This is a genomic window from Vibrio sp. SCSIO 43132 (genome assembly GCF_019904195.1).
Classification (GTDB): Bacteria; Pseudomonadota; Gammaproteobacteria; order Enterobacterales; family Vibrionaceae; genus Vibrio; species Vibrio nigripulchritudo.
The window spans coordinates 3413204-3436489 of record NZ_CP063199.1 but is presented as its reverse complement, the minus strand read 5'-3'; the positions used below and the strand labels follow the sequence as shown (position 1 = coordinate 3436489).

The 23286-nt window shown below is 47.3% G+C and carries 25 protein-coding genes; 17 read left to right on the top strand and 8 right to left on the bottom strand.

The window, feature by feature from the left end; translation table 11 throughout:
• Positions 1-41: 41 nt before the first annotated feature.
• The 3 genes from pepA (at position 42) to INR79_RS15380 (ending at position 5012) form a co-directional block, all read left to right on the top strand.
• Positions 42-1553 (top strand): leucyl aminopeptidase, encoded by a 1512-nt coding sequence (gene pepA / locus INR79_RS15390; protein WP_004401731.1) that lies wholly within the window; start codon positions 42-44, stop codon positions 1551-1553.
• 58 nt (positions 1554-1611) lie between these two features.
• Entirely contained in the window at positions 1612-2061 is a 450-nt protein-coding gene (locus INR79_RS15385) for a DNA polymerase III subunit chi (RefSeq protein ID WP_223094982.1), read from the top strand.
• A 92-nt stretch (positions 2062-2153) separates the two neighbouring features.
• Entirely contained in the window at positions 2154-5012 is a 2859-nt protein-coding gene (locus INR79_RS15380) for a valine--tRNA ligase (RefSeq protein WP_223094980.1), read from the top strand.
• 109 nt (positions 5013-5121) lie between these two features.
• Here INR79_RS15380 and INR79_RS15375 read toward each other — a convergent pair whose 3' ends face one another.
• From INR79_RS15375 to mlaF, 8 genes are all read right to left on the bottom strand, one after another.
• A complete protein-coding gene (locus tag INR79_RS15375) occupies positions 5122-5853 on the bottom strand; it encodes a 1-acylglycerol-3-phosphate O-acyltransferase (protein ID WP_200766635.1) in 732 nt (243 codons plus the stop codon).
• A 126-nt stretch (positions 5854-5979) separates the two neighbouring features.
• On the bottom strand, positions 5980-7242 hold the full coding sequence (gene murA, locus INR79_RS15370) for a UDP-N-acetylglucosamine 1-carboxyvinyltransferase (protein ID WP_022595456.1): 1263 nt from the start codon (positions 7240-7242) through the stop codon (positions 5980-5982).
• Positions 7243-7251: 9 nt separating this feature from the next.
• Positions 7252-7506: a BolA family iron metabolism protein IbaG gene (gene ibaG, locus INR79_RS15365; RefSeq protein WP_022589561.1), complete on the bottom strand. Its 255-nt coding sequence runs from the start codon at positions 7504-7506 to the stop codon at positions 7252-7254.
• A gap of 12 nt (positions 7507-7518) precedes the next feature.
• On the bottom strand, positions 7519-7878 hold the full coding sequence (locus tag INR79_RS15360; RefSeq protein ID WP_004401737.1) for a lipid asymmetry maintenance protein MlaB: 360 nt from the start codon (positions 7876-7878) through the stop codon (positions 7519-7521).
• Positions 7878-8522, bottom strand: a complete 645-nt coding sequence (mlaC, locus tag INR79_RS15355; RefSeq protein WP_223094978.1) for a phospholipid-binding protein MlaC — start codon at positions 8520-8522, stop codon at positions 7878-7880. Before mlaC ends, INR79_RS15360 begins: the two co-directional genes overlap by 1 nt.
• Complete coding sequence (gene mlaD / locus INR79_RS15350; RefSeq protein ID WP_004401739.1) at positions 8522-9013, bottom strand: outer membrane lipid asymmetry maintenance protein MlaD; 492 nt, start codon at positions 9011-9013, stop codon at positions 8522-8524. Before mlaD ends, mlaC begins: the two co-directional genes overlap by 1 nt.
• A 2-nt stretch (positions 9014-9015) precedes the next feature.
• The gene (gene mlaE / locus INR79_RS15345) at positions 9016-9804 is read right to left on the bottom strand and encodes a lipid asymmetry maintenance ABC transporter permease subunit MlaE (protein ID WP_004401740.1); all 789 of its coding nucleotides are present in this window, start codon (positions 9802-9804) and stop codon (positions 9016-9018) included.
• Positions 9797-10597, bottom strand: coding sequence for a phospholipid ABC transporter ATP-binding protein MlaF (gene mlaF / locus INR79_RS15340; protein ID WP_022551571.1), 801 nt, complete (start codon positions 10595-10597; stop codon positions 9797-9799). The genes mlaE and mlaF overlap by 8 nt, the downstream gene beginning before the upstream one ends.
• A 255-nt stretch (positions 10598-10852) precedes the next feature.
• On the opposite strand from mlaF, the gene INR79_RS15335 reads away from it, so the two are divergent.
• The 14 genes from INR79_RS15335 to INR79_RS15270 all read left to right on the top strand — a co-directional run bounded on the left by INR79_RS15335 (position 10853) and on the right by INR79_RS15270 (position 23280).
• Positions 10853-11818 carry a calcium/sodium antiporter gene (locus INR79_RS15335; protein WP_004401742.1) on the top strand — a complete coding sequence of 322 codons (966 nt, stop codon included), beginning with the start codon at positions 10853-10855 and terminating at the stop codon, positions 11816-11818.
• Between the two features lie 23 nt (positions 11819-11841).
• Positions 11842-12813: an arabinose-5-phosphate isomerase KdsD gene (gene kdsD, locus INR79_RS15330; RefSeq protein WP_223094976.1), complete on the top strand. Its 972-nt coding sequence runs from the start codon at positions 11842-11844 to the stop codon at positions 12811-12813.
• An 8-nt stretch (positions 12814-12821) separates the two neighbouring features.
• Complete coding sequence (kdsC, locus tag INR79_RS15325) at positions 12822-13370, top strand: 3-deoxy-manno-octulosonate-8-phosphatase KdsC (RefSeq protein ID WP_410482902.1); 549 nt, start codon at positions 12822-12824, stop codon at positions 13368-13370.
• Entirely contained in the window at positions 13367-13930 is a 564-nt protein-coding gene (gene lptC, locus INR79_RS15320; protein WP_022551568.1) for an LPS export ABC transporter periplasmic protein LptC, read from the top strand. Before kdsC ends, lptC begins: the two co-directional genes overlap by 4 nt.
• Positions 13911-14408, top strand: a complete 498-nt coding sequence (gene lptA / locus INR79_RS15315) for a lipopolysaccharide transport periplasmic protein LptA (RefSeq protein WP_022551567.1) — start codon at positions 13911-13913, stop codon at positions 14406-14408. Before lptC ends, lptA begins: the two co-directional genes overlap by 20 nt.
• Positions 14409-14414: 6 nt before the next feature.
• The gene (gene lptB / locus INR79_RS15310) at positions 14415-15140 is read left to right on the top strand and encodes an LPS export ABC transporter ATP-binding protein (protein ID WP_004401747.1); all 726 of its coding nucleotides are present in this window, start codon (positions 14415-14417) and stop codon (positions 15138-15140) included.
• 62 nt (positions 15141-15202) lie between these two features.
• A complete protein-coding gene (locus INR79_RS15305) occupies positions 15203-16675 on the top strand; it encodes an RNA polymerase factor sigma-54 (protein WP_004401748.1) in 1473 nt (490 codons plus the stop codon).
• Between the two features lie 23 nt (positions 16676-16698).
• On the top strand, positions 16699-16986 hold the full coding sequence (gene hpf, locus INR79_RS15300) for a ribosome hibernation promoting factor (protein WP_004401749.1): 288 nt from the start codon (positions 16699-16701) through the stop codon (positions 16984-16986).
• Between the two features lie 2 nt (positions 16987-16988).
• Entirely contained in the window at positions 16989-17432 is a 444-nt protein-coding gene (gene ptsN, locus INR79_RS15295; RefSeq protein ID WP_004401750.1) for a PTS IIA-like nitrogen regulatory protein PtsN, read from the top strand.
• Between the two features lie 2 nt (positions 17433-17434).
• Positions 17435-18328 (top strand): RNase adapter RapZ, encoded by an 894-nt coding sequence (gene rapZ, locus INR79_RS15290; protein ID WP_223094974.1) that lies wholly within the window; start codon positions 17435-17437, stop codon positions 18326-18328.
• 21 nt (positions 18329-18349) lie between these two features.
• The gene (locus tag INR79_RS15285) at positions 18350-18628 is read left to right on the top strand and encodes an HPr family phosphocarrier protein (protein WP_022605526.1); all 279 of its coding nucleotides are present in this window, start codon (positions 18350-18352) and stop codon (positions 18626-18628) included.
• A 114-nt stretch (positions 18629-18742) separates the two neighbouring features.
• Positions 18743-20101 (top strand): magnesium transporter, encoded by a 1359-nt coding sequence (mgtE, locus tag INR79_RS15280; protein ID WP_223094972.1) that lies wholly within the window; start codon positions 18743-18745, stop codon positions 20099-20101.
• A gap of 204 nt (positions 20102-20305) precedes the next feature.
• On the top strand, positions 20306-21943 hold the full coding sequence (locus tag INR79_RS15275; protein WP_223094970.1) for an AMP-binding protein: 1638 nt from the start codon (positions 20306-20308) through the stop codon (positions 21941-21943).
• Positions 21940-23280 (top strand): hypothetical protein, encoded by a 1341-nt coding sequence (locus tag INR79_RS15270; protein WP_223094968.1) that lies wholly within the window; start codon positions 21940-21942, stop codon positions 23278-23280. The genes INR79_RS15275 and INR79_RS15270 overlap by 4 nt, the downstream gene beginning before the upstream one ends.
• Positions 23281-23286 lie beyond the last annotated feature (6 nt).

Below are 23286 nucleotides of genomic sequence, written 5' to 3'. Positions count from 1 at the left end.
TAACATTTAGTTCAGTTTGTCTTCAGGATGTAGGAGTACGCATGGAGTTCAGTGTAAAAAGTGGCAGCCCTGAGAAACAGCGCAGCGCATGTATCGTTGTCGGTGTTTTTGAGCCTCGCCGTCTTTCTCCAGTAGCCGAGCAGCTCGATAAAATTAGTGATGGCTACATCAGTTCACTATTACGACGCGGTGACTTGGAAGGAAAACCAGGGCAGATGCTACTTCTGCACCAAGTTCCTGGTGTTCTCTCTGAGCGTGTGTTGCTGGTAGGTTGTGGTAAAGAGCGTGAGCTAGGCGAACGCCAATACAAAGAAATCATCCAAAAAACCATCAGCACTCTGAATGAAACAGGCTCAATGGAAGCGGTTTGCTTCCTGACAGAATTACACGTTAAAGGTCGTGATACCTACTGGAAAGTACGCCAGGCGGTAGAATCTACTAAAGACGGTCTTTACACTTTTGATCAGTTCAAGAGCACCAAGCCAGAAACTCGCCGCCCACTTCGTAAGCTGGTCTTCAATGTACCAACTCGCCGCGAATTGAATCTTGGTGAGAAAGCCATCAGCCATGGTTTAGCAGTGGCTTCTGGTGTGAAAGCATCAAAAGATCTAGGCAACATGCCACCAAACGTTGCGAATCCGGCTTACCTAGCTTCTCAAGCTCGTCGTCTTGCTGACGAGTACGAAACGGTAACCACCAAAATCATTGGTGAGCAGGAGATGGAAAAGCTAGGCATGACTTCATACCTGGCAGTCGGTCGTGGTTCACACAATGAATCTTTGATGTCCATCATGGAGTACAAAGGCGCGCCAGACCCTGATGCGAAGCCTATTGTACTTGTCGGTAAAGGTCTGACATTTGATTCAGGCGGTATCTCTCTAAAACCTGGTGCGGGTATGGATGAGATGAAGTACGACATGTGTGGTGCAGCATCTGTCTTCGGTACCATGAAGGCACTGGCGAAGCTGAACCTGCCAATCAACGTAGTCGGTATTCTGGCGGGTTGTGAAAATATGCCGGGCAGCAACGCTTACCGACCTGGTGACATCCTGACTACCATGTCTGGTCAGACAGTTGAAGTATTGAATACCGATGCCGAAGGTCGCTTGGTGCTTTGTGATGCACTGACTTACGTTGAGCGTTTCGAACCAGAATGTGTTGTAGATGTTGCCACGTTAACAGGCGCTTGTGTGGTTGCACTAGGTCACCACATCAGTGCTGTGATTTCGAATCACAATCCGCTATCACATGAATTGATTAATGCTTCTGAACAAGCGGGTGACCGTGCTTGGCGTTTGCCAATGGCAGAAGAGTACCAAGAGCAAATCGCCAGCCCGTTTGCCGATATGGCAAACATTGGCGGTAAATCAGCAGGTACTATTACCGCAGGTTGCTTCTTGTCTCGCTTTACTAAGAAATACAACTGGGCGCACCTCGATATCGCAGGTACAGCTTGGAAATCGGGTGGCAAAGACAAAGGCTCAACAGGGCGCCCTGTCTCAATGCTGGTCCAATTCCTTCTGAACCGCAGCGGCCAGGACACAGAAGAGTAAATCTTCAGAATTCAGAAAGGGCCGAAAGGCCCTTTCTTTTTTTAGGTTAACGGGAAAAATGACAACAGCGACGTTTTATCTGGTTAAAGAAGACAGTTCACAATCACAAGAGCAGGGGCTCTTCGAGTATGTGGTGTTTCTCGCTCACCATTTTGCCAGGCAAGGAGCAAAGGTTTTTGTGAATGCCGACGATAAGCTTTCCGCTGAAGCCATTGCAGAACTGTTGTGGCAGGCAAAACCTGAAGACTTTATTGCTCATAACCTGGTTGGTGAGGGACCTAAATCGGGGACGGCAATTGAGGTAGGACACTCCTCCGTTAAGCCATCCTGGAACCGTCAATTAGTTATAAATGTGGCGAATGATAATACAATTTTTGCCCCAACCTTTGGTCAGGTGGTAGACTTCGTTCCCTGCGAAGAAAAAGCAAAGCAACAAGCTCGAGAAAGGTATAAAATTTACCGTCAGGCTGGTTATCAGCTTCAAACAATCGAGATTCAATATCCTTAGTCCAACCCTATAGTTAAGGCGTCTCTCCAGAGAGCCCTCAATTATAGAGTTTGACCAAGATTAACCCGTAAACGTATCCATTAAAGAGCACTATGGAAAAGACATATAACCCAACATCTATTGAACAAGCACTTTATCAAGCTTGGGAAGAGAAAGGCTACTTTAAGCCGCACGGTGACACGACAAAAGAATCATACAGCATCATGATCCCGCCACCGAACGTCACTGGTAGCCTGCACATGGGCCACGCGTTCCAGGATACCATCATGGATACACTGATCCGTGCTGAGCGTATGAAAGGTAAAAATACGCTTTGGCAGGTGGGTACGGACCACGCGGGCATCGCCACTCAAATGGTGGTTGAGCGTAAAATTGCCGCTGAAGAAGGTAAAACCAAGCACGATTACGGTCGTGACGCATTCATCGATAAGATTTGGGAATGGAAAGGCGAGTCAGGCGGCACTATCACGAAACAGCTTCGTCGCCTAGGCGCTTCTGTCGATTGGGAACGCGAGCGTTTCACCATGGACGATGGTCTTTCTAATGCCGTTCAGGAAGTGTTTGTTCGCCTTTATGAAGACGACCTAATCTACCGCGGTAAGCGTCTGGTTAACTGGGATCCTAAACTGCACACAGCGATTTCTGATCTAGAAGTTGAAAACAAAGACAAAAAAGGCCACATGTGGCACTTCCGTTACCCTCTAGCGGATGGTGTTAAGACTGCAGAAGGCAAAGACTACATCGTTGTCGCAACGACACGTCCAGAAACTATGCTGGGTGATACAGGTGTTGCAGTAAACCCAGAAGATCCACGTTACAAAGATCTGATTGGTAAAGAAATCCTGCTTCCTATTGTTGATCGTCGTATCCCTATCGTAGGTGACGAGCACGCCGATATGGAAAAAGGCACTGGTTGTGTGAAGATCACACCAGCTCACGACTTCAATGACTACGAAGTGGGTAAGCGCCACCAGCTTCCGATGATCAACATTCTAACGTTCAACGCGGATATTCGTGATGCGGCGGAAGTCTTCACCACTAACGGTGAAGCGAGCGATGCCTACCCAACGGACCTTCCTGCCAAATACCAAGGTGTGGAACGTTTTGCGGCGCGTAAGGCTATCGTAGCGGACTTTGACGAGTTGGGTCTTTTGGATGAAGTGAAAGATCACGATCTAACTGTTCCTTACGGTGACCGCGGTGGCGTGGTTATTGAGCCAATGCTGACCGACCAATGGTACGTTCGCACAGCGCCTCTTGCCGAAACGGCAACCAAAGCGGTGGAAGACGGTGAAATCCAATTCGTTCCTAAGCAATACGAGAACATGTACTTCTCCTGGATGCGTGATATTCAAGACTGGTGTATCTCTCGTCAGCTTTGGTGGGGACACCGCATCCCAGCTTGGTATGACAATGATGGCAACGTATATGTAGGTCGTACTGAAGAAGAAGTTCGCGCCAACAACAACCTAGCGCCTGTCGTCGTTTTACGTCAGGACGACGATGTACTGGATACCTGGTTCTCTTCTGCGCTGTGGACGTTTGGAACGCAAGGCTGGCCAGAAAACACAGATGACCTGAAGACATTCCACCCTTCAGATGTACTGGTTACTGGTTTTGACATCATCTTCTTCTGGGTTGCTCGTATGATCATGATGACGATGCACTTCTGTAAAGATGAGAACGGCAAACCACAAGTACCATTCAAGACTGTTTACGTGACGGGTCTTATCCGTGATGAAAACGGCGACAAGATGTCTAAGTCTAAGGGTAATGTTCTTGACCCAATCGATATGATAGACGGCATCGATCTTGAGTCTCTTGTTGAGAAGCGTACGGGCAACATGATGCAGCCTAAGCTTGCAGCGAAGATCGAGAAGAACACGCGTAAGACGTTTGAAGACGGTATTGAACCTTACGGTACAGATGCATTGCGTTTCACTCTTGCAGCAATGGCGTCTACAGGTCGTGATATCAACTGGGATATGAAGCGTCTGGAAGGTTACCGTAACTTCTGTAACAAGCTATGGAACGCAAGCCGTTACGTATTGATGAATACCGAAGATCAAGATTGTGGCTTTGGTAGCAATGAAATTGAATACTCACTAGCCGACAAATGGATCGAATCTCAGTTCGAACTGGCAGCGAAAGAATTCAATGGTCACATTGATAATTTCCGTCTGGATATGGCAGCGAACACGATTTACGAATTCATCTGGAACCAATTCTGTGACTGGTATCTAGAGCTTACGAAACCGGTTCTTTGGAAAGGCAATGAAGCTCAGCAACGCGGTACGCGTCGCACGCTAATAACCGTGCTTGAGAAGACTCTTCGTCTGGCGCATCCAGTAATTCCATACATCACAGAAACTATCTGGCAGAGTGTTAAGCCATTGGTTGACGGTGTTGAAGGTGACACAATCATGCTTCAATCGCTTCCTCAGCACGACGAAGCAAACTTCAACCAAGCGGCGCTTGATGATATTGAGTGGGTTAAATCATTCATTACCAGCATTCGTAACCTACGTGCAGAGTACGACATCAACCCAGGTAAGCCGCTTGAAGTAATGCTTAAAGCGGCAAGCGAAGAAGATGCCGCTCGTCTTGAAACGAACAAGCAAGTTCTTGTTTCTCTGGCGAAGCTTGAATCTGTGCGCGTTCTAGAGTCTGGCGAAGAAACCCCTGCTTGCGCGACAGCGCTCGTTGCTAAATCTGAGTTAATGATCCCAATGGCGGGTCTGATTGACAAAGACGCAGAGCTTGCTCGTCTGGACGGCGAAATCAAGAAAACTCACGGTGAGATCAAACGCATTGAAGGTAAGCTAAGTAACGAAGGTTTCGTTGCGAAAGCGCCTGAAGCGGTTGTGGCAAAAGAGCGTGAGAAGCTTGAAGGTTACAAAGAAACGCTAACGAAACTTGAAGAGCAAAAAGCAACGATTGCTGCTCTGTAAGCGATTTTCCTGCTAGTTAACCACTAGCAGGAATGCTGTTATTTGCTTTGTAGTAGATACAAAAAAACGGTCATCAGTTGATGACCGTTTTTTATGTTTTGAAATTAACCTACTTTTGGTTGTTCAGTTTTTCCACTTCAGCATCCAACTCTTCAAGTTTGGCTTTCATTTGGGCACGGCACAGGTTAGCTAGCTCGCGTACATTTTCTTTGCTGTAACCTTCGATACTGACCGGAGGTAACATCTCAACAATCACATGCCCATTATTCCAGCGATTCAGCTTGAATTTACCCTCAGTGGTGCTGCAGACAATCGGAATGATTGGCACATTTGCACCAACTGCAGCATGGAAGGCCCCTGTTTTAAATGGCAGCAGACCGCGTCCACGTGAACGAGTACCTTCAGGAAACATCCACACTGACACGCCACGCTCTTTCACTTTCTCAACCACTTGCTCAATAGTACCCATCGCTTTGCTTCGGTTTGCACGATCAATCAGGATGTTACCAGTAATCCAATAAAGCTGACCAAACAGTGGTAGCCAGGCCAGGCTTTTCTTACCTACGGTGACGACATTGGGTGTTACCGCAGAAGAAACGGTGAACATATCCCAGTTGTTTTGATGGTTAGCAATGTAAATGTGCTGACCACGTTGGTAAGCATCTTCAGGAATACGCAAATCCAGTTTGATACCGAATACTTTAGACATACGACCAAAGTAACGACCAAAGGTGAATACGTGTTTTGGGTTTCTCGGACTAAGCAGGCAATAACCGCAGCCAAATACAAACATCAGGACAGCAAATATTGCTACAGCAATGATACGCAACAACGCAATCATAGAATTCTCTTTGTGATTCAAGGACTACCGAGGCAATCTAGGTTGCCTGCGTAGTGAATATAAACGCAACAAAAAAGCCGAAACCTGAGAAATACAGTTTCCGGCTTTCGGGTTCAGGGGTAGAGTTTAACCAGACTCTCTGAAACGCTCAATGTTTGCTCCGAGCGCGGAGAGTTTATTTTCGATTTTTTCATACCCTCGATCAATGTGGTAAATGCGATCGACGATGGTTTCACCTTCTGCGATACAGCCAGCGATCACCAGGCTGGCAGAGGCACGCAAGTCCGTTGCCATTACCTGTGCACCGCTTAAACCTTCGGTATCACCGCAAATAACGGTGTTTCCTTCGATTTCTGCTTTTGCACCCATGCGCATCAGTTCCGGGACATGCATGAAACGATTTTCAAAGATGGTTTCGGTAATGACGCCACCACCTTTTGCCATCATATTCAGGAGCGTGAACTGTGCTTGCATGTCGGTTGGGAAACCCGGGTGAGGTGCTGTGCGAATAGATACGGCTTTCAGATCTCTGCCTGTCATGTCTAGGCTGATCCAGTCTTCACCTGTTTCGATAAGCGCGCCTGCTTCTTCAAGCTTTGCGAGTGCAGCTTCAAGCAGTGAAGCGTTGGTGTTTTTACAAAGGATTTTACCACCAGAAACTGCGGCAGCAACGAGGAAAGTCCCCGTTTCAATGCGATCCGCAACAACAGAGTGTTTGCCTCCGCCTAAACGTTCAACGCCTTCGATGGTGATGGTATCAGTGCCCGCGCCAGTAATTTTCGCGCCTAATGTATTTAGGAAAGCCGCAGTGTCGACTATTTCAGGTTCACGCGCTGCGTTATCCAGAACCGTTTTACCTTCAGCCAGGGTTGCAGCACACATTACTGTAATGGTTGCGCCAACACTGACTTTGTCCATAACGATGTGTGCACCTTGGAGGCGACCATCTACTTCGGCTTTTACATAACCTTCTTCTAGAGTGATAGTCGCCCCAAGTTGTTCAAGACCGTATATGTGAAGGTCGACCGGGCGTGCGCCAATCGCACAGCCACCAGGCAGGGAAACTTGCCCCTGACCAAAACGAGCCACAAGAGGGCCTAACGCCCAGATAGAGGCGCGCATGGTTTTAACTAAATCGTAGGGTGCGCAGTACTGGTCGATAGAGCGTCCATCCACATGCACAGAACCGTTACGCTCTACTTTTGCACCTAAACGCTTGAGCAACTCCATGGTTGTGTCGATGTCGCGCAGTTTAGGAACATTGGCAACTTCCACTGGCTCTTCTGCAAGGATAGAGGCAAATAAAATTGGGAGGGCGGCATTTTTAGCGCCAGAGATAGAGACCTCGCCACTGAGAGGACCCGAACGTTTAACTCGAAACTTTTCCATCAATAAACCTTAAAGAGACATGAGTTTCTTATCGCGTTCCCACTCTTCAGGCGTATAAGCCTTAATTGAAACCGCATGGATATCGTTTCTTTGGATGTATTCCATCAGCGGAGCGTAAATGAGCTGCTGTTTCTTTACACGGTTCATTCCTTCAAAACTGGCATCAATCGCAATCACTTCATAGTGGCTGCCTTCGCCTTTAACGTGCAACTCTTCTAGATTAAGAGCTTGATCTAAAATGTTTTTTACTTCAACGCTGTCCACGGTAGATCCTATTTAAACTTCAATGTGTTTGCGTTCACCCAGAGCTTCATTGTGAGGCTTATTTGCAGCCTCGCTCTCGGGAAATAGCAGTGATTCGACGTTACTCAGTTGACACAAAGTGCGTAGCTGGTCGGGCACGAAACTGAGCATTATATGACAGTTTTGTTTTTTTGCATGCTCAATTAAATGAATCAGCATCACCATACCAGCGGAATCAACTCGATTCACTCCGCTCATGTCAATATTTAACTGGGTTGTGTCAGTTTTTCGTTGCTTTAAAAAATGCCATAAACCTGGAACACTTTCGCGATCCAGGTTTCCAGATAAATAAGATTGAGTAGGGGCAGCTTGCTGCCATTGAGGATGCGCCATCAATTCACATCCTTAAACTGAATTGGGCGAGCTGCCAGCTCTTGCAAGTCTTTGCTTACGGCTACAAGCCCGTCTTTACGGATTTTTCCATTCCACTCAGATTGTTTACTGGAAAGTAGGCTGACACCTTCGGCAACCATATCAAAGGCGGCCCATTCACCACTTTTCTTGTTCTTTCTTAACTTAAAGTCCAGTTTGATGTTTGGGTTAGGTGCATCAATGATTTCCACGCGAATTGAAATGATGCGACTCTTGGGGTCAAGAGGTCTTGCAGGCGCGAATTCTATTAATTGATCGGTGTATTGGGTTAGAACCTGAGCGTAGGAGGTAACCAGATATGCTCTAAATGCTTCGACAAAGACTTTAACGTCTTCTTTCTTGGCTTTTTTAAGGTTTGGACCGAGTAGTTTTAGAGCTGCGTAACGATCGTTGACGTAGGGCATCAGCTCTTCCTCAACCACCACTTTGAGTGTTTCCGGATTTTCTCGAATCTGGCTTTGTTCGTTTTTTAAGCGGCTAAATGTTTTGTCTGCCACTTGCTTCATCATGTCGTAGGGTTTGGTTGCATCTATGGCTTGTGCCATGCCTGTGAAAGACATTAAGCTCATCAAACCAATCACTAACCACTGCTTCAACCGGATCATTATTGTTCCTCCGAACCTTGAGAATCCCCACCGACGCGGTAAAGCACCTGACCAATCAAGTCTTCAAGCACCAATGCGGATTTCGTATCCTCTATATAGTCGCCATCCTGCAGCATGTCGATGTCTTCGTCGACAAAACCGGGGACAAGTCCAATATATTGCTCACCAATAAGACCAGACGTCAGAATCTGAGCACTTGATGTTTCTGGAAAGTCGCCGTATTTCTTATCAATGGTCAACGTGATAACGGGCAGGTAGCTTTCTGTATCTAACGTAATGTCAGACACTCGTCCAACGACTACACCACCGATTTTGACTGGTGAGCGAAGCTTCAAACTGCCGATATTGTCGAATTGCGCTCTTAACGTGTATGTCTCACCGGAACCCAGACTTTTGACATCGGCGACTTTTAATATCATCACCAAAATCGCAACCACACTCGCGATGACAAAGCTTCCTACTAATAATTCTAACTTACGAGTTTGTTGCATCTTTAGTTCCCAAACATAAGTGCTGTTAATACGAAATCTAACCCAAGCACAGCCAATGAAGAGTGTACAACGGTTTTAGTGGTAGCACGGCTTATCCCTTCAGAAGTCGGAATGGCGTCATAGCCGTTAAACAGTGCTATCCAGGTAACGGTCAGAGCAAATACTATGCTCTTAATCATACTGTTTCCAATATCTTGCCCAAGCTCGACAGATGATTGCATGGATGCCCAGAAGCTGCCGTGGTCAATGCCTTTCCAGTCTACGCCAACCAGTTGACCGCCCCAAATACCCACAGCCATAAAGATCATCGCTAACAGCGGCATAGAGATGACCCCAGCCCAGAAACGTGGCGCAATCACTCGACGGAGCGGGTCAACAGCCATCATTTCCATACTCGACAACTGCTCAGTCGCTTTCATCAGACCGATTTCTGCTGTTAAGGCTGAACCCGCCCGACCTGCAAAGAGCAGAGCGGTCACTACAGGGCCTAATTCCCGGAGCAGGGACAGTGCGACCATCTGACCCAGAGCGCCTTCAGCGCCAAAATCCACCAGTACAACATAGCCTTGCAGGCTGATGACCATGCCGATAAACAGACCTGACAAAACAATGATGACCATGGACTGGACACCAACGCTGTACAGCTGTTTAACGAGCAAAGGAAAGTGTTTTACAGGTTGCGGTTTAGCGAACAAGGCACCAAACAACATAAGGGTTGCTCGCCCCCATGCTCTACAGATAGACAGCGCACTGTGACCAGTGTTCGCGATAAAAGTGAGAAAACTACTCATTAAACAGTTCCTCACTCAGTGACGAAGCAGGGTATTGGAATGGAACAGGCCCATCTGCCTGACCGGTTAAAAATTGTTGTACGTTTTCATCGGGGTTTGACATCAGCTCTTCTGGTGAACCGCTGGCAATGACCTTGCCATTCGCCAGTATGTAGGCGTGATCTGCAATGCTCATGACTTCAGGAACATCATGGGAAACAACAACGGATGTCAGGTTGAGTGCTTGATTGAGGTTTCGAATCAGCTTGACCAGAACTCCCATGGTTATCGGGTCCTGCCCGACAAAAGGTTCATCGTACATGATGAGCTCTGGATCCAGAGCAATGGCACGGGCAAGGGCTGCTCGTCGTGCCATGCCTCCTGATAATTCACTTGGCATTAACTGAGAAGCTCCCCGTAGCCCGACAGCTTCAAGCTTCAGTAAAACGATACTGCGGATAAGTTCTTCGGTAAGTTCAGTATGTTCGCGTAATGGAAATGCGACGTTATCGAAAACATTGATATCGGTAAACAAGGCGCCGGATTGAAACAGCATGCTCATCTTCTTGCGTGCGTCGTACAATGCACTTCGCGATAAAGTGGGAATATTCTGCCCATCAAAAATCACCTCGCCAGAATCCGGGGCGATCTGCCCGCCAATCAAACGCAGTAACGTGGTTTTCCCTATCCCAGAAGGTCCCATAATGGCGGTGATTTTTCCCTTTGGAACTGACAGGCTGACATCGTCAAAAATTTTCCGTGTTCCACGATAAAATGTCAGGTTTTGGATAGTGACTAAATCCGGTGTCGACATAAAGTTCTTCTAACATGCTGCTGGTTGAGCGGAGGTGAATTAGCAATCATAAGCACTAAGCGCCTTGAATTCAAAGCAAAGCTATCGAATTTGACCTTAATTTAACCCAAAGTTCAAACCTATTGAGATTTCTTAATACGAATTGTTTATCTCATTCTGCCCTTTCTTTTTTCCTTAATGACTTCCATTTTTACTCATGAACCGTCAAAATTGGCGGTCACTTGTCTTTCTACTCAGTAAATTAAAGGGAACATCATGCTAGAAGCCGTTGCGTTGCTTGTCGTAGGCTTAATTTTGCTCGTCTGGAGTGCAGATAAATTGGTCTTAGGTGCCGCCGCTCTTGCCCGAAATTTTGGTATTTCACCGCTGGTCATTGGTATGACGATTCTGGCAATGGGTTCTTCAGCTCCCGAAATGATGGTTTCTGCCACCGCGGCACTGGATGGAAAGACAGACACTGCAGTGGGTAACGTTATCGGTTCTAACATTGCCAATATCGCCCTTATTCTGGGTATTACTGCACTGATTAAACCTCTTTCAATCAGCTCCGTCGTTGTGCGTCGTGAGCTGCCTCTAATGATCGTTGTTACCCTGGTTGCGGGTGCGTTGATGTACGACAACTTCCTTGGCTTCTACGAAGGCATTCTACTTTTTGTTCTGTTTGCGGCATTCATCATAGCGATGCTAAGAATCAGTCAGAAAGAGAAACAAAATGGCGATGCGTTTGTCGAAGAGCAGGAATCTGAAATTCCAGAAGGCATGGCAAACTGGAAAGCTGGCATGTGGGTAGTTGTTGGTTTGGCGCTTCTGCCATTATCGGCGGATCTGTTAGTAGACAATGCGGTAGTGATTGCTAAATTCTTTGGTATGAGCGATCTGGTGATTGGATTAACGATTATCGCGATTGGAACAAGTCTTCCTGAGTTGGCGGCGTCTCTTGCTGGTGTCATGAAAGGCGAAGACGATATGGCAGTAGGTAACATCATCGGCTCGAATGTGTTTAACATCCTGGCCGTTATGGGTATTCCTGGCATTCTGAACCCTAGTATCCTGAATGAAAATGCCATGGGACGCGACTTCTGGGTCATGCTGGCTGTATCACTGCTGTTAGTGGTTATGGCTCTTGGAAAATCCCGCAGCGTTAATCGCGTCGAAGGTGGTGCCTTGTTCACCATTTTTGCCGTTTACCAAGGTTATCTGTTCTACCACCTGGCTGCTTAATCTAAATTTTCGGGGGCTCATTCATGTCGAAATCATTTGATTTCTGTGCTGCTGCACGAGAAGTGTTGAACATTGAAATTCAGGGTTTGTCTCAGCTAGAGCAATATTTTGATTCGTCATTTGAAAGAGCCTGCCAAAAAATCCTGTCTGCTAAAGGCAAGGTTGCCGTGATGGGAATGGGAAAGTCCGGTCATATCGGTAAGAAAATAGCTGCGACGCTGGCGAGCACAGGTACTTCGTCTTTTTTTGTACACCCCGGTGAAGCGAGCCATGGCGATTTAGGCATGGTTGGTGCTGGCGATATTGTTCTCGCCATTTCAAATTCGGGTGAGTCCTCAGAAATTCTGGCTCTCTACCCAGTGCTTAAACGCCGTGGCATCGATATCATCAGCATGACAGGCAAGTCTTCGTCCAACATGGCGAAGCAAGCCGACATCAACCTCTGTATTTATGTCCCTAAAGAGGCGTGCAGTTTAGGGTTAGCGCCTACCACCAGTACCACGGCGACTCTGGTCATGGGGGATGCATTAGCAGTATCACTCCTACAGGCCAGAGGGTTTACCGCCGACGACTTTGCTTTATCGCACCCTGGTGGCGCGCTGGGTCGTAAACTTTTACTCAAACTACGAGATGTCATGCAAACGGGTGATGCATTGCCAAAGGTTTCTCCTGAGGCAACAGTTAAAGATGCACTACTTGAGATTTCTCAAAAAGGCTTGGGTATGACTGCAATCGTGGATGAGCAAGATCAGGTACTGGGCATTTTTACGGATGGTGACTTGCGTCGTCTTCTTGATAAAAAAATCGATATTCATTCGGCTTCAATAGGTTCTGTTATGACCAAAAGCCCTATGATGGCGTCACCCGACATGCTGGCGGTGGAAGCGGTCAACATGATGCAGGCAAAAAGCATCACCAGTTTGCTGCTGAGTGAAAATAAAACATTGGTTGGCGCGTTGAATATTCATCACTTATTAAAAGCTGGAGTAATGTAGTGGGGCAAATGATCTCAACTTTGTATGGTGAAGTAGAAAGCGGCATTGTGGACATTGCCAAAAATATTAAGCTGTTAATTTGTGATGTAGATGGCGTGTTCTCTGATGGTCTTATTTACATGGGCAATCAGGGAGAGGAGCTAAAAACTTTCCACACTCGTGATGGTTATGGCGTGAAATCGCTGATGAACGCCGGGGTTGAAATCGCCATCATAACAGGGCGACAGTCTAAGATTGTTGAAAATCGTATGAATGCGCTTGGTATCTCCCTTATCTATCAGGGACAAGATGACAAGCTCAAAGCCTATGAAGACATTTGCAGTAAGCTCTCTGTTTCCCCCGAAGAGACAGGCTACATAGGGGATGATTTGATCGACTGGCCTGTTATGGAAAAAGTCGGTCTTAAAGTGTGTGTCGCAGATGGTCATCCGCTATTGGCAAAGCGCGCGAACTATGTCACCCAAATTAAAGGCGGCCATGGCGCAGTGCGAGAAGTCTGTGACTTGATTTTGGAAGCGCGTGGCGAGCTGGATGTGCACAAAGGTTTGAGTATATGACCTTACCGCGCCCAATTTATTTGGTTCTGATTTTTATCTCGTGCTGGTGTGTGTATTATCTATACGGTAAAAGCGACCCTGAGATCCTACAGGTAAAACCAAATGTTGAGCTGCCTGCGTTTTCTGGTAAAGACCTTCTTAACACCAGTTATGCTGAAAATGGCGTGCGAAATTTTGATATACGGTCTAACTTTTTGGACCACTTTGCGAAAAGTGGTGATACCGTTTTCGAAACTTTGGAGCTGAGTGTATACCGAGAAGGTGACGTTCGCGAATGGGCTATCACGGCGAATAAAGGCGTTCTCAATGAAGACAACGTGCTGACTTTGACTGGTAATGTGTTAGCCAAAAATTTAAATCCAGAAGCTGGATTTGATTCGATGACCACGGAAAAGTTGATCATTGAATTAGTAAGTAAAGATTTTAATACCGATGAGCCTGTAAAGCTTGTTGGTCCGACGTTTATTTCAAACGGAAATGCCATGGTGGGTAACTTCGGTGACAACACGGCGACTCTGTTTAACCAAGTGCAAAGTATCTATGAGACAAAGACTCCTTAGCCTTATTTCTTGCCTAATATTGTCTGCTCCGGTTTATGCCTTAAGTACGGACTCTGAGCAACCAATCTACATTGATTCTGATAGCCAGGCGCTGGATATGATCAGCAATACGGTCACATTCATTGGCGACGTGGTGTTGAAGCAAGGCAGCATCAATATCACAGCAGACAAAGTTGTTGTTGTACGAAATTCTGAAGATGAGAGCATCGAGCAAATTGAAGCATTCGGAAAGCCGTCCGTGTTTACTCAGTTAACGGATGACGGTAAAACTCTCCATGGTGAAGCAAACACGCTGCATTATCATGTTCGTGATGACTTGCTCACCATGACCAAAAACGCAGTACTTTCCCAAGACGACAGCGTAATCAAAGGTCCGTTAATCAAATACTTGATAACGCCTCAAAAACTGATCGCAGATGGTAAGAAAGGCGAACGTGTTTCCACCGTACTGCAACCGACTCAACCTAAGAAGCAATAAATTTTCATGGCGACTTTAAAAGCAGAAAACTTAGCAAAAAGTTATAAAAAACGAAAAGTAGTCACGGACGTAAGCTTAGAGGTAAAATCAGGTCAAATAGTAGGGTTACTCGGTCCTAATGGTGCGGGTAAAACCACCTCTTTTTACATGATTGTTGGGCTGGTCGGGCGTGATGAAGGGCGAATTTCGATTGATGAAGAAGACATCAGCATTTTGCCAATGCATGCCCGTTCTCGTTTAGGGATCGGTTACTTACCACAAGAAGCGTCGATTTTCAGAAAGCTATCGGTGGAAGACAACATCATGGCGGTTCTGGAAACGCGAAAAGAGCTGACCCGAGAACAGCGTCAGGATCGATTGGAAGATCTGCTGGACGAGTTCCATATTCAGCACATTCGCAAGAGTAATGGTATGGCGTTGTCCGGTGGTGAGCGTCGCCGGGTGGAAATTGCCCGAGCATTAGCGGCTAACCCTAAATTTATATTGCTGGACGAACCGTTTGCTGGGGTCGACCCAATCTCGGTTATCGACATTAAGAAGATCATTGAGCACCTGCGAGACAGAGGGCTGGGTGTATTGATTACCGATCACAATGTGCGTGAAACGCTGGATGTGTGTGAGCGTGCATACATAGTGAGTCAGGGACATTTGATTGCGGAAGGTACACCGGAACAGGTTCTCAATAATGAACAGGTAAAACGGGTTTATCTGGGTGAGCAATTCCGTCTATGATTAAATAGTGGATAGAAGATGGCGCATCCTCTCCCAAATTAGAAAGATAAGAAAAGGACTACATGAAACCCTCATTACAATTAAAGCTAGGTCAACAGCTGGCAATGACGCCTCAGCTACAACAAGCGATACGCTTGCTGCAGTTGTCGACGTTAGACTTGCAACAGGAGATTCAGGAAGCGCTGGAATCCAATCCTCTGCTGGATGTGGATGAAGGGCAGGATGAAGCTGCGGCAAGTGACGAGTCAGCCAAAGAGACCAGCGCTAATGAGAAAGAGTCCAACGACGAAATAACCGCAGAACCTGAGCTTAGTGACAGCTCAGATCTGATTGAGAAATCCGAGATCAGCAACGATCTGGAAATCGATACCACTTGGGAAGATGTTTACAGCGCCAATACGGGTAACACAGGTATTGCACTTGATGATGACATGCCTGTTTACCAGGGTGAAACCACCCAAAGCTTACAAGACTACCTAACCTGGCAACTTGACCTCACTCCTTTCACAGAAACTGACCGTACCATTGCTATGGCTATCATCGATGCTGTAGACAACTACGGCTACCTCACGTTGGAAGCAGAAGAAATCCTAGACAGCTTAGGCAATGAAGAAGTCGAATTGGATGAGGTGGAAGCGGTACTTAAGCGTATTCAGCAGTTTGACCCTCTTGGTGTTGCTTCACGCAACTTGCAAGAATGTTTGTTGCTTCAACTGGCTACCTTCCCTGAAGACACACCGTGGCTTTCGCAAGCTAAATCGCTGTTAGAGAATCACATCGATCAGCTAGGCAATCGCGATTACAAGCTGATCATCAAAGAAACCAAGCTCAAAGAAGCCGAGCTGCGCGACGTATTGTCGTTGATTCAGCAGCTTGATCCTCGCCCCGGCAGTAGCGTCACTCCTGACGAGACAGAATATGTCATTCCTGATGTGTCCGTGTTTAAAGAACACGGTCAGTGGCGCGTGTCGATTAACCCAGACAGTGTGCCGAAGCTGAAAGTGAACCAGCAGTATGCAGCTCTTGGTAAGGGAAACAGCTCTGACAGCCAGTTTATCAAAACCAATTTGCAAGAAGCCAAATGGCTGATTAAGAGCTTGGAAAGTCGAAACGAGACGCTGCTCAAAGTTGCACGTTGCATTGTTGAACATCAACATGATTTCTTTGAGTATGGTGAAGAAGCCATGAAGCCAATGGTGCTGAACGATATTGCACTGGCGGTCGACATGCACGAATCGACCATATCAAGGGTCACCACTCAAAAGTATATGCACACTCCGCGTGGTATTTTTGAACTGAAATATTTCTTTTCCAGTCACGTCAGTACCGATAATGGTGGAGAGTGTTCATCAACGGCAATTCGCGCCTTAATTAAAAAGCTGGTGGCTGCGGAAAACACCGCTAAGCCTCTCAGTGACAGCAAAATTGCCGCTTTGTTAGCTGACCAGGGGATACAAGTCGCACGACGAACGATCGCGAAATACAGAGAGTCCCTCGGCATCGCGCCATCGAGTCAGCGTAAACGCCTACTCTAGGCCAACAACAAGAAGGAAAGTCTATGCAAATCAATATCCAAGGGCACCACGTTGATCTTACCGATTCAATGCAAGACTACGTTCAATCCAAGTTCCAAAAACTAGAGCGATTCTTCGATCACATCAATAATGTTCATGTGGTTCTGCGAGTTGAAAAATTGAATCAAATCGCAGAAGCTACACTCCACGTCAATCAAGGCGACATTCACGCTACTTCAACGGATGAAAGCATGTATGCTGCCATTGACTCTTTAGTCGACAAACTTGTTCGACAACTCAATAAGCACAAAGAAAAGCTAAGTAGCCATTAACCATGCAATTAAGCGAAGTACTTTCATTGGACTGCACAAAAAGTGCAGTCCAATGCACAAGCAAGAAAAGAGCACTGGAAATCATCAGTGAAGTTGCCGCCAGTCACACGGGGCAAAACTCAACGACCCTGTTCGAGTGTATGCTCAACAGAGAAAAAATGGGCAGTACAGGAATTGGCAATGGCATCGCCATTCCGCACGGTCGCATGATGGACAGCGACCAGGCTGTCGCCGTATTGCTTCAATGCCAGGAACCCATTGAATTTGATGCCATCGACAATCGTCCGGTGGATCTGTTGTTTGCGTTGCTTGTACCGGATGCACAATGCAAAACACACCTTAAGACTTTATCTGCCATGGCAGAGCGCCTGAACGATAAGTCTACTCTCAAATCTCTGCGTAACGCTCAGAGCGATCAAGAGCTTTACGACATCATCACTCAGTAGCCATGACAAACTCATCTCAGCCATCTTCCCAAAAACGCCTGATTGTCATCAGTGGGCAGTCAGGGGCCGGCAAAAGTGTCGCCCTGAGAGTTTTGGAAGACTTAGGCTATTACTGCGTCGATAACTTACCTGTATCGCTGCTGGAAAGCTTTGTTCAGTCCATTCAGGGCGGGCAACAAAACGTGGCAGTGAGTATTGATATTCGCAACCTTCCGCAAGACCCTGCTCTGGTAACGACAACGCTGACCAAGCTGAAATCAGAGCTGGACGTCAACGTCCTGTTTTTGGATGCAGATGAGACCACTCTGCTGAAAAGATACAGCGAGACACGTCGGATTCACCCTCTCTCAATGCGCCCTAAAGAGAAACTTTCTCTGGAGCAGGCGATTCGTCTGGAGAAGGGCTTACTCCTCAATTTGAAAGAGTATGCGGATCTGGTGTTGGACAGCAGTAATCAGTCTTTGCATGATTTGAGCGAGACAGTTCGCCAGCGAGTTGAAGGGCGGGAAAGCAAAGAACTGGTGATGGTATTTGAATCTTTCGGTTTCAAATATGGGCTACCTAACGACGCCGACTACGTTTTCGATGTTCGCTTCCTGCCCAATCCACATTGGGAACCGGCTTTGCGACCTCAGACGGGGTTGGATGCGCCGATAAAAGCTTTTCTGGAAAAGCATGACGAAGTAACGGAACTGAAAAATCAGATTCAGTGCTTTATCGAGCACTGGTTGCCGCTGCTTCAGAAAAACAATCGCAGTTACCTCACCGTAGCCATTGGCTGTACTGGCGGTAAGCACCGTTCGGTGTACATTACTCAGCAGTTGGGTGAGCATTTCACCAAGCAGGGGCAACAGGTTCAGATTCGCCACACCAGCTTGGAAAAGCACCACAAATAACAATTGAATTGAGGATAATGAATGGCAAAGGAATGCTGTAGAACGGTATTTATCCAAAATCGTTTAGGTTTGCACGCTCGTGCAGCAGTCAAACTTGTCGAACTGGCTCAAAGCTTTGATGCGGATATCAGTGTTAGCAATGGTGAGAAAACCGTTGTCGCAGATAGCGTGATGGGGCTTCTGATGCTGGAATCATCCCAAGGACAAAGTGTTACCATCTCTGCCAACGGTCAGGATGCAGAAGCCGCATTAAGCGCTGTTTGCGACCTGATTGAGCATCGTTTCGACGAAGAAGAGTAATTCTTCTCCTCTTTCACAATAAGTTAATAAAGTCGTTCTCCCTGAACCTAGCATCTTGAGGCAGTTTGGGTATACTCAACATATTGTAAACGAATGTAAAAATAGGGGACGAGAATGGCAGAGCAGTTAGAAATTGACCAAACTCATCAAACCCTACAAGAAGTCAGCGATGCGCTAGATAGCGGTCGATTTGTCCATGTCCGTAGAATGTTACAGGACATGGAACCGGAAGATATTGCCCACCTTTTACAAGCTTCTCCTCGAAAAAGCCGTGACGTACTTTGGCAGCTCACCGATCCTGAAGATTACGGTGAAATTCTTGATGAGCTATCGGAAGATGTCAAAGACAGTCTGGTGTCGAAAATGGCACCAGAACGACTGGCTGAAGCGACAGAAGGTCTGGAAACCGATGATGTTGCTTACGTTTTACGTAGTCTGCCAGACGACGTATCCCGGGAAGTGTTGTCGCAGATGGATGCGGCAGACAGGCACCGAATTGAAACCGCACTTTCTTACGATGAGGATACCGCTGGTAGCTTGATGAGCACCGACGTTATCACCATCCGTAGTGATGTGGATGTCGATGTGGTTCTTCGTTATTTGAGGATGAAAGGCGAACTTCCAGAAGCGACCGATGCATTGTATGTGATTGATGATGACAACAAGCTGGCTGGGTATTTACACCTCACCACGCTCCTGACGTCTCAACCGGATGTGCAAATCAGCGAAATCATGGAAGACGCCGATGAAGCGATTTCCGTTAATGCCAGCGACAGTGACGTAGCAAGCCTGTTTGAACGTCGTAACTGGGTTTCTGCACCTGTTGTGGATGAAGATAATCAGTTGGTGGGTCGTATCACCATCGATGACGTGGTTGACGTTATCCGTGAAGATGCCGAACACTCGATGATGAGTATGGCGGGCCTGGATGATGAAGAAGACACCTTCGCCCCCGTCGTAAAATCGGCACGAAAGCGCAGTATCTGGCTGGGTGCGAATGTACTGGCGGCACTGACCGCAGCCTCTGTTTCCAATCTTTTTGAAGCCACTTTACAACAGATGGCGGCGATTGCTGTTTTGATGACCATAGTTCCTTCCATGGGAGGCGTAGCGGGTAACCAGACGGTTGCGCTTGTTATTCGAGGTTTGGCGCTTGGTCACATCGGTGATACCAACAAACGTGAATTGCTGTTAAAAGAAGCGGCCATCGGCTTTCTGAATGGGTTGCTATGGGCACTCATCATTGGCGGTATAGTGGTTGTCTGGAAAGACGACTGGTTTCTAGGGGGCGTCATTTCTGCGGCTATGATGACCAACCTGCTTGTTGCAGGGGTCGCTGGGGTGAGCATTCCTATCTTCCTGAAAAAAATGAATATCGACCCGGCTCTGGCTGGAGGAATGGCTTTAACCACGGTGACGGACGTGGTGGGGTTAATGGTCTTTCTTGGTCTCGCCACACTCTTTATTGTATAAGCAATATCAAAGGATTACATCAATGCCTCTTTCAGTTGAAAGGGGCATTTTTTATTCTACCTTGCCATTTCAATGTTCGGTTTTCATCAGAGTTTCTTCACAAAGACTGGCGAGAAACTTGTGACAAACTCAGTACCTGGTTGTGAGAATTTTGTGAACTTCTCTTGTTAGCTTTTTAGCAAATCAATAACAAGGAGAAAGTTAATGAAACTCCCAAAGTTACAGTCAGAACACAACCTCCACCCTGAGCTTGAGCAATCTTTCCATCAGGCTACGCGTCGTTTTCATTTTCACAGAGACGCGCTGTCTGAATTGCCAATGAGCGATCAGATCTTATTCGAGCAGTTTGGTCAGGGTCCTTACGCAACCCCAGAATTCTCTTGTCTTCATACGGCAATTGAAGCGCAGGCACTGCAGCGCCCTGAAGCCATTGCCGCAATTCATGAAGGTCGGGAAATTACCTACCAAGCTTTAAACGAGAAAGCCAACCAGCTCGCCCAATTTCTGAGTCAGCGTGGCGTCGGGCAGGGTGATGCGGTCGGGATCTTTCTAACCCGTTCTATTCCAATGCTCATCGGGATACTGGCTACCTTAAAACTGGGTGCCTGTTACGTTCCGCAGCACGCCGGAGTCGCGCCTGAGAAAGTGCTTAAACACGTGTGCGATACAGCAAATATCGACGTGGTACTCAGCCTCTCTCATCTCTCAGAGCACCTGCCAGAATTCGAGCACCAAAAGCTATTCTTTCTCGACGAGCTGCTTGATGAACTCTCCCCAGCCAATCAATACAGCTTTCCACTAGTCGACCCCACGTCCCGTTGCTTTATTTTGTTCACATCAGGAACCACAGGGACACCTAACGGAGTACAGGTAACACATCAGAATGTGGCAAATATTGTAATGACGTCGCCAGGCAACCTGGGAATAGAACCGGGTATGAAAGTAGGACAAATTCTGAGCATTGCCTTTGATATGTGTGCCTGGGAAATCTTTGTCACGCTCTGCCACGGGGCTACCTTACTGATTCGCAGCCGAAACATAGAAGAAACCGTCAGTCGCGCGGACGCCGTCATCGCGACCCCTTCCATTCTGGCAAGCTTAAACGCTGGGCGTTGTCAGTCTGTTCAGGTGGCAGCCGTTGCTGGAGAGCCATGCCCACAGCCTCTGGCGGATAGCTGGTCATCGTTCTGCCGTTTCTACAATTCCTGTGGTCCTACGGAAACCACCATCATCAATACTGCACAACATTATTCTGAGTCCTGTGATGAACTCACCATAGGTAAACCGACACCGAACAACACCGTTTACGTTCTGGATGAAGATCTGAAGCCGTGTGCCATTGGTGAAGTCGGTGAAATGTGGGCTGGTGGATTGTGTGTCACCTCGGGCTACATTGGCAATGAAGTGCTCAACGCCGATCGCTACCGCCCGGATCCTTTTCTTGGTGGTAAATACAAAATGTTCCGCACCCGAGACTTGGGGAAATGGAATAAAAATGGCGAGCTCATTCATCTGGGGCGAACCGATGATCAGGTCAAGATCCTCGGGTTCCGAGTTGAGCTGGATTCGGTGTCACGTGTACTCGAAAAAACCGATCACTGCCACCAGGCCGTCACTATGAAGGTCGACTGCAAAACACTCATCGCATTTGTTACTCCAAGCCATGTTAACCCTGAGCAGGCGCAAGAAAGCGTGAGAGCCCATTTGCCTTATTACTGTGTGCCCAAGGTGGTTTTTGCGCTGGATAGCCTGCCCAAAACATCAAGAGGAAAAATCGATAAGCGCGCATTGATGGCGCATTTCCAAGAGTCGCAAACAGAAGTTACGGAGGAAACCCAATGAGTTCGATAGATCAAAGTGCCATCGTTCTGCCCGAGCAAAAATCGTTACTTCGTCGTATCTGGTCTTATCCTGCGATGGAACACTACTACCGTTTGGTGATTGTAGTGCTCACTGCGAATTTGATGACACTGGCTTATGGCGTTGTTGCAGGAGGCTGGTTTCAATCTGACTCCATTGCACTGCAAACACTCTCTAACATGGTGGTTCTGAACTTGACTGTCGCGGTGCTGGTGCGTCAGCAATACGTAATCAACCTGTTGTTTTGGTTAGCAACGCGAGCGCCTACCTCGTGGCCGTTAGTAATTCGCTGGCACCTTGGGAAAATTTACCACCACGGTGGGTTACACAGTGGAAGCGCGATGGCAGCAACTACATGGTTCGCCATCTTTACTGGTGCTTTGGCATACAGCTACCAGCATCAACTAGCAAACATTTCGCCAAGTACACTGGGAATTACGTACGCCATTCTTGCTCTGCTGATGCTGATCATCTTTATGGCGCTGCCAAACATTCGTAAAAAATATCACAACGCGTTTGAGAAAACGCATCGCTTCGGTGGCTGGAGTGTTCTGGCGCTGTTCTGGACGCAAACTTTTGCTCTGGCGGCAGATTTACATCCAGAGCAGAGTTTCGGACAAGTCTTGTTGGAGTCCGCATCGTTTTGGGCTCTGGTGGTCGTTACCTTCAGTATTCTTCTTCCATGGCTGCGCCTGCGTCGTGTTCCAGTGGAAATAGTGACGCCATCAAACCACGTCGCGCTGCTTAAGTTTGATTATGGCGTGACACCATTTGCCGGGTCTTCTACGGCTATCAGCACTAACCCTTTAATGGAGTGGCACCACTTTGCAAACGTGCCCAGCCCAGGTGAACCGGGTTTTCGATTGACGGTATCACGAGCGGGTGACTGGACGGGCAAGCTGATTGAAAACAAACCGAGCCACCTTTGGGTCAAAGGGATTCCGACCGCCGGTGTAGCTAACATTGAAGTGCTGTTTAAGCGAGTGGTGTATATCGCGACAGGAAGCGGAATCGGACCTTGTCTGCCACACCTTTTGGCAAAAGAAGTGCCGATGCATCTGGTCTGGTCAACCCGAACACCACGCGAAACCTACGGTGATGAATTAGTTGATGAAATCTTATCAGTTCAGCCGGATGCGGACATCTGGGACACCACGGAAAAAGGCAAACCAGACATGGTGAAGCTGGCGTACGCGGCTTACAAAAAATTCGATGCAGAAGCGGTGATATGTATCGCCAATCAGAAACTGACCCAGGAAGTGGTGTTTGGCTTAGAGAGTCGGGGAATTCCAGCCTACGGCGCCATTTGGGATTCCTAAAACCAT

What these genes read in the sequence shown, in the direction of transcription:
- INR79_RS15335 (WP_004401742.1), top strand. Translation starts at nt 10,853, where the DNA reads ATGCTAGAAGCCGTTGCGTTGCTTGTCGTAGGCTTAATTTTGCTCGTC.
- lptB (WP_004401747.1), top strand. Translation starts at nt 14,415, where the DNA reads ATGGCGACTTTAAAAGCAGAAAACTTAGCAAAAAGTTATAAAAAACGA.
- pepA (WP_004401731.1), top strand. Translation starts at nt 42, where the DNA reads ATGGAGTTCAGTGTAAAAAGTGGCAGCCCTGAGAAACAGCGCAGCGCA.
- INR79_RS15285 (WP_022605526.1), top strand. Translation starts at nt 18,350, where the DNA reads ATGGCAAAGGAATGCTGTAGAACGGTATTTATCCAAAATCGTTTAGGT.
- mlaF (WP_022551571.1), bottom strand. Translation starts at nt 10,597, where the DNA reads ATGTCGACACCGGATTTAGTCACTATCCAAAACCTGACATTTTATCGT.
- INR79_RS15305 (WP_004401748.1), top strand. Translation starts at nt 15,203, where the DNA reads ATGAAACCCTCATTACAATTAAAGCTAGGTCAACAGCTGGCAATGACG.
- INR79_RS15275 (WP_223094970.1), top strand. Translation starts at nt 20,306, where the DNA reads ATGAAACTCCCAAAGTTACAGTCAGAACACAACCTCCACCCTGAGCTT.
- kdsD (WP_223094976.1), top strand. Translation starts at nt 11,842, where the DNA reads ATGTCGAAATCATTTGATTTCTGTGCTGCTGCACGAGAAGTGTTGAAC.
- mlaC (WP_223094978.1), bottom strand. Translation starts at nt 8,522, where the DNA reads ATGATCCGGTTGAAGCAGTGGTTAGTGATTGGTTTGATGAGCTTAATG.
- rapZ (WP_223094974.1), top strand. Translation starts at nt 17,435, where the DNA reads ATGACAAACTCATCTCAGCCATCTTCCCAAAAACGCCTGATTGTCATC.
- INR79_RS15375 (WP_200766635.1), bottom strand. Translation starts at nt 5,853, where the DNA reads ATGATTGCGTTGTTGCGTATCATTGCTGTAGCAATATTTGCTGTCCTG.
- INR79_RS15360 (WP_004401737.1), bottom strand. Translation starts at nt 7,878, where the DNA reads ATGGCGCATCCTCAATGGCAGCAAGCTGCCCCTACTCAATCTTATTTA.
- ptsN (WP_004401750.1), top strand. Translation starts at nt 16,989, where the DNA reads ATGCAATTAAGCGAAGTACTTTCATTGGACTGCACAAAAAGTGCAGTC.
- mlaE (WP_004401740.1), bottom strand. Translation starts at nt 9,804, where the DNA reads ATGAGTAGTTTTCTCACTTTTATCGCGAACACTGGTCACAGTGCGCTG.
- lptA (WP_022551567.1), top strand. Translation starts at nt 13,911, where the DNA reads ATGAGACAAAGACTCCTTAGCCTTATTTCTTGCCTAATATTGTCTGCT.
- INR79_RS15380 (WP_223094980.1), top strand. Translation starts at nt 2,154, where the DNA reads ATGGAAAAGACATATAACCCAACATCTATTGAACAAGCACTTTATCAA.
- kdsC (WP_410482902.1), top strand. Translation starts at nt 12,822, where the DNA reads ATGATCTCAACTTTGTATGGTGAAGTAGAAAGCGGCATTGTGGACATT.
- mlaD (WP_004401739.1), bottom strand. Translation starts at nt 9,013, where the DNA reads ATGCAACAAACTCGTAAGTTAGAATTATTAGTAGGAAGCTTTGTCATC.
- hpf (WP_004401749.1), top strand. Translation starts at nt 16,699, where the DNA reads ATGCAAATCAATATCCAAGGGCACCACGTTGATCTTACCGATTCAATG.
- murA (WP_022595456.1), bottom strand. Translation starts at nt 7,242, where the DNA reads ATGGAAAAGTTTCGAGTTAAACGTTCGGGTCCTCTCAGTGGCGAGGTC.
- INR79_RS15270 (WP_223094968.1), top strand. Translation starts at nt 21,940, where the DNA reads ATGAGTTCGATAGATCAAAGTGCCATCGTTCTGCCCGAGCAAAAATCG.
- mgtE (WP_223094972.1), top strand. Translation starts at nt 18,743, where the DNA reads ATGGCAGAGCAGTTAGAAATTGACCAAACTCATCAAACCCTACAAGAA.
- lptC (WP_022551568.1), top strand. Translation starts at nt 13,367, where the DNA reads ATGACCTTACCGCGCCCAATTTATTTGGTTCTGATTTTTATCTCGTGC.
- INR79_RS15385 (WP_223094982.1), top strand. Translation starts at nt 1,612, where the DNA reads ATGACAACAGCGACGTTTTATCTGGTTAAAGAAGACAGTTCACAATCA.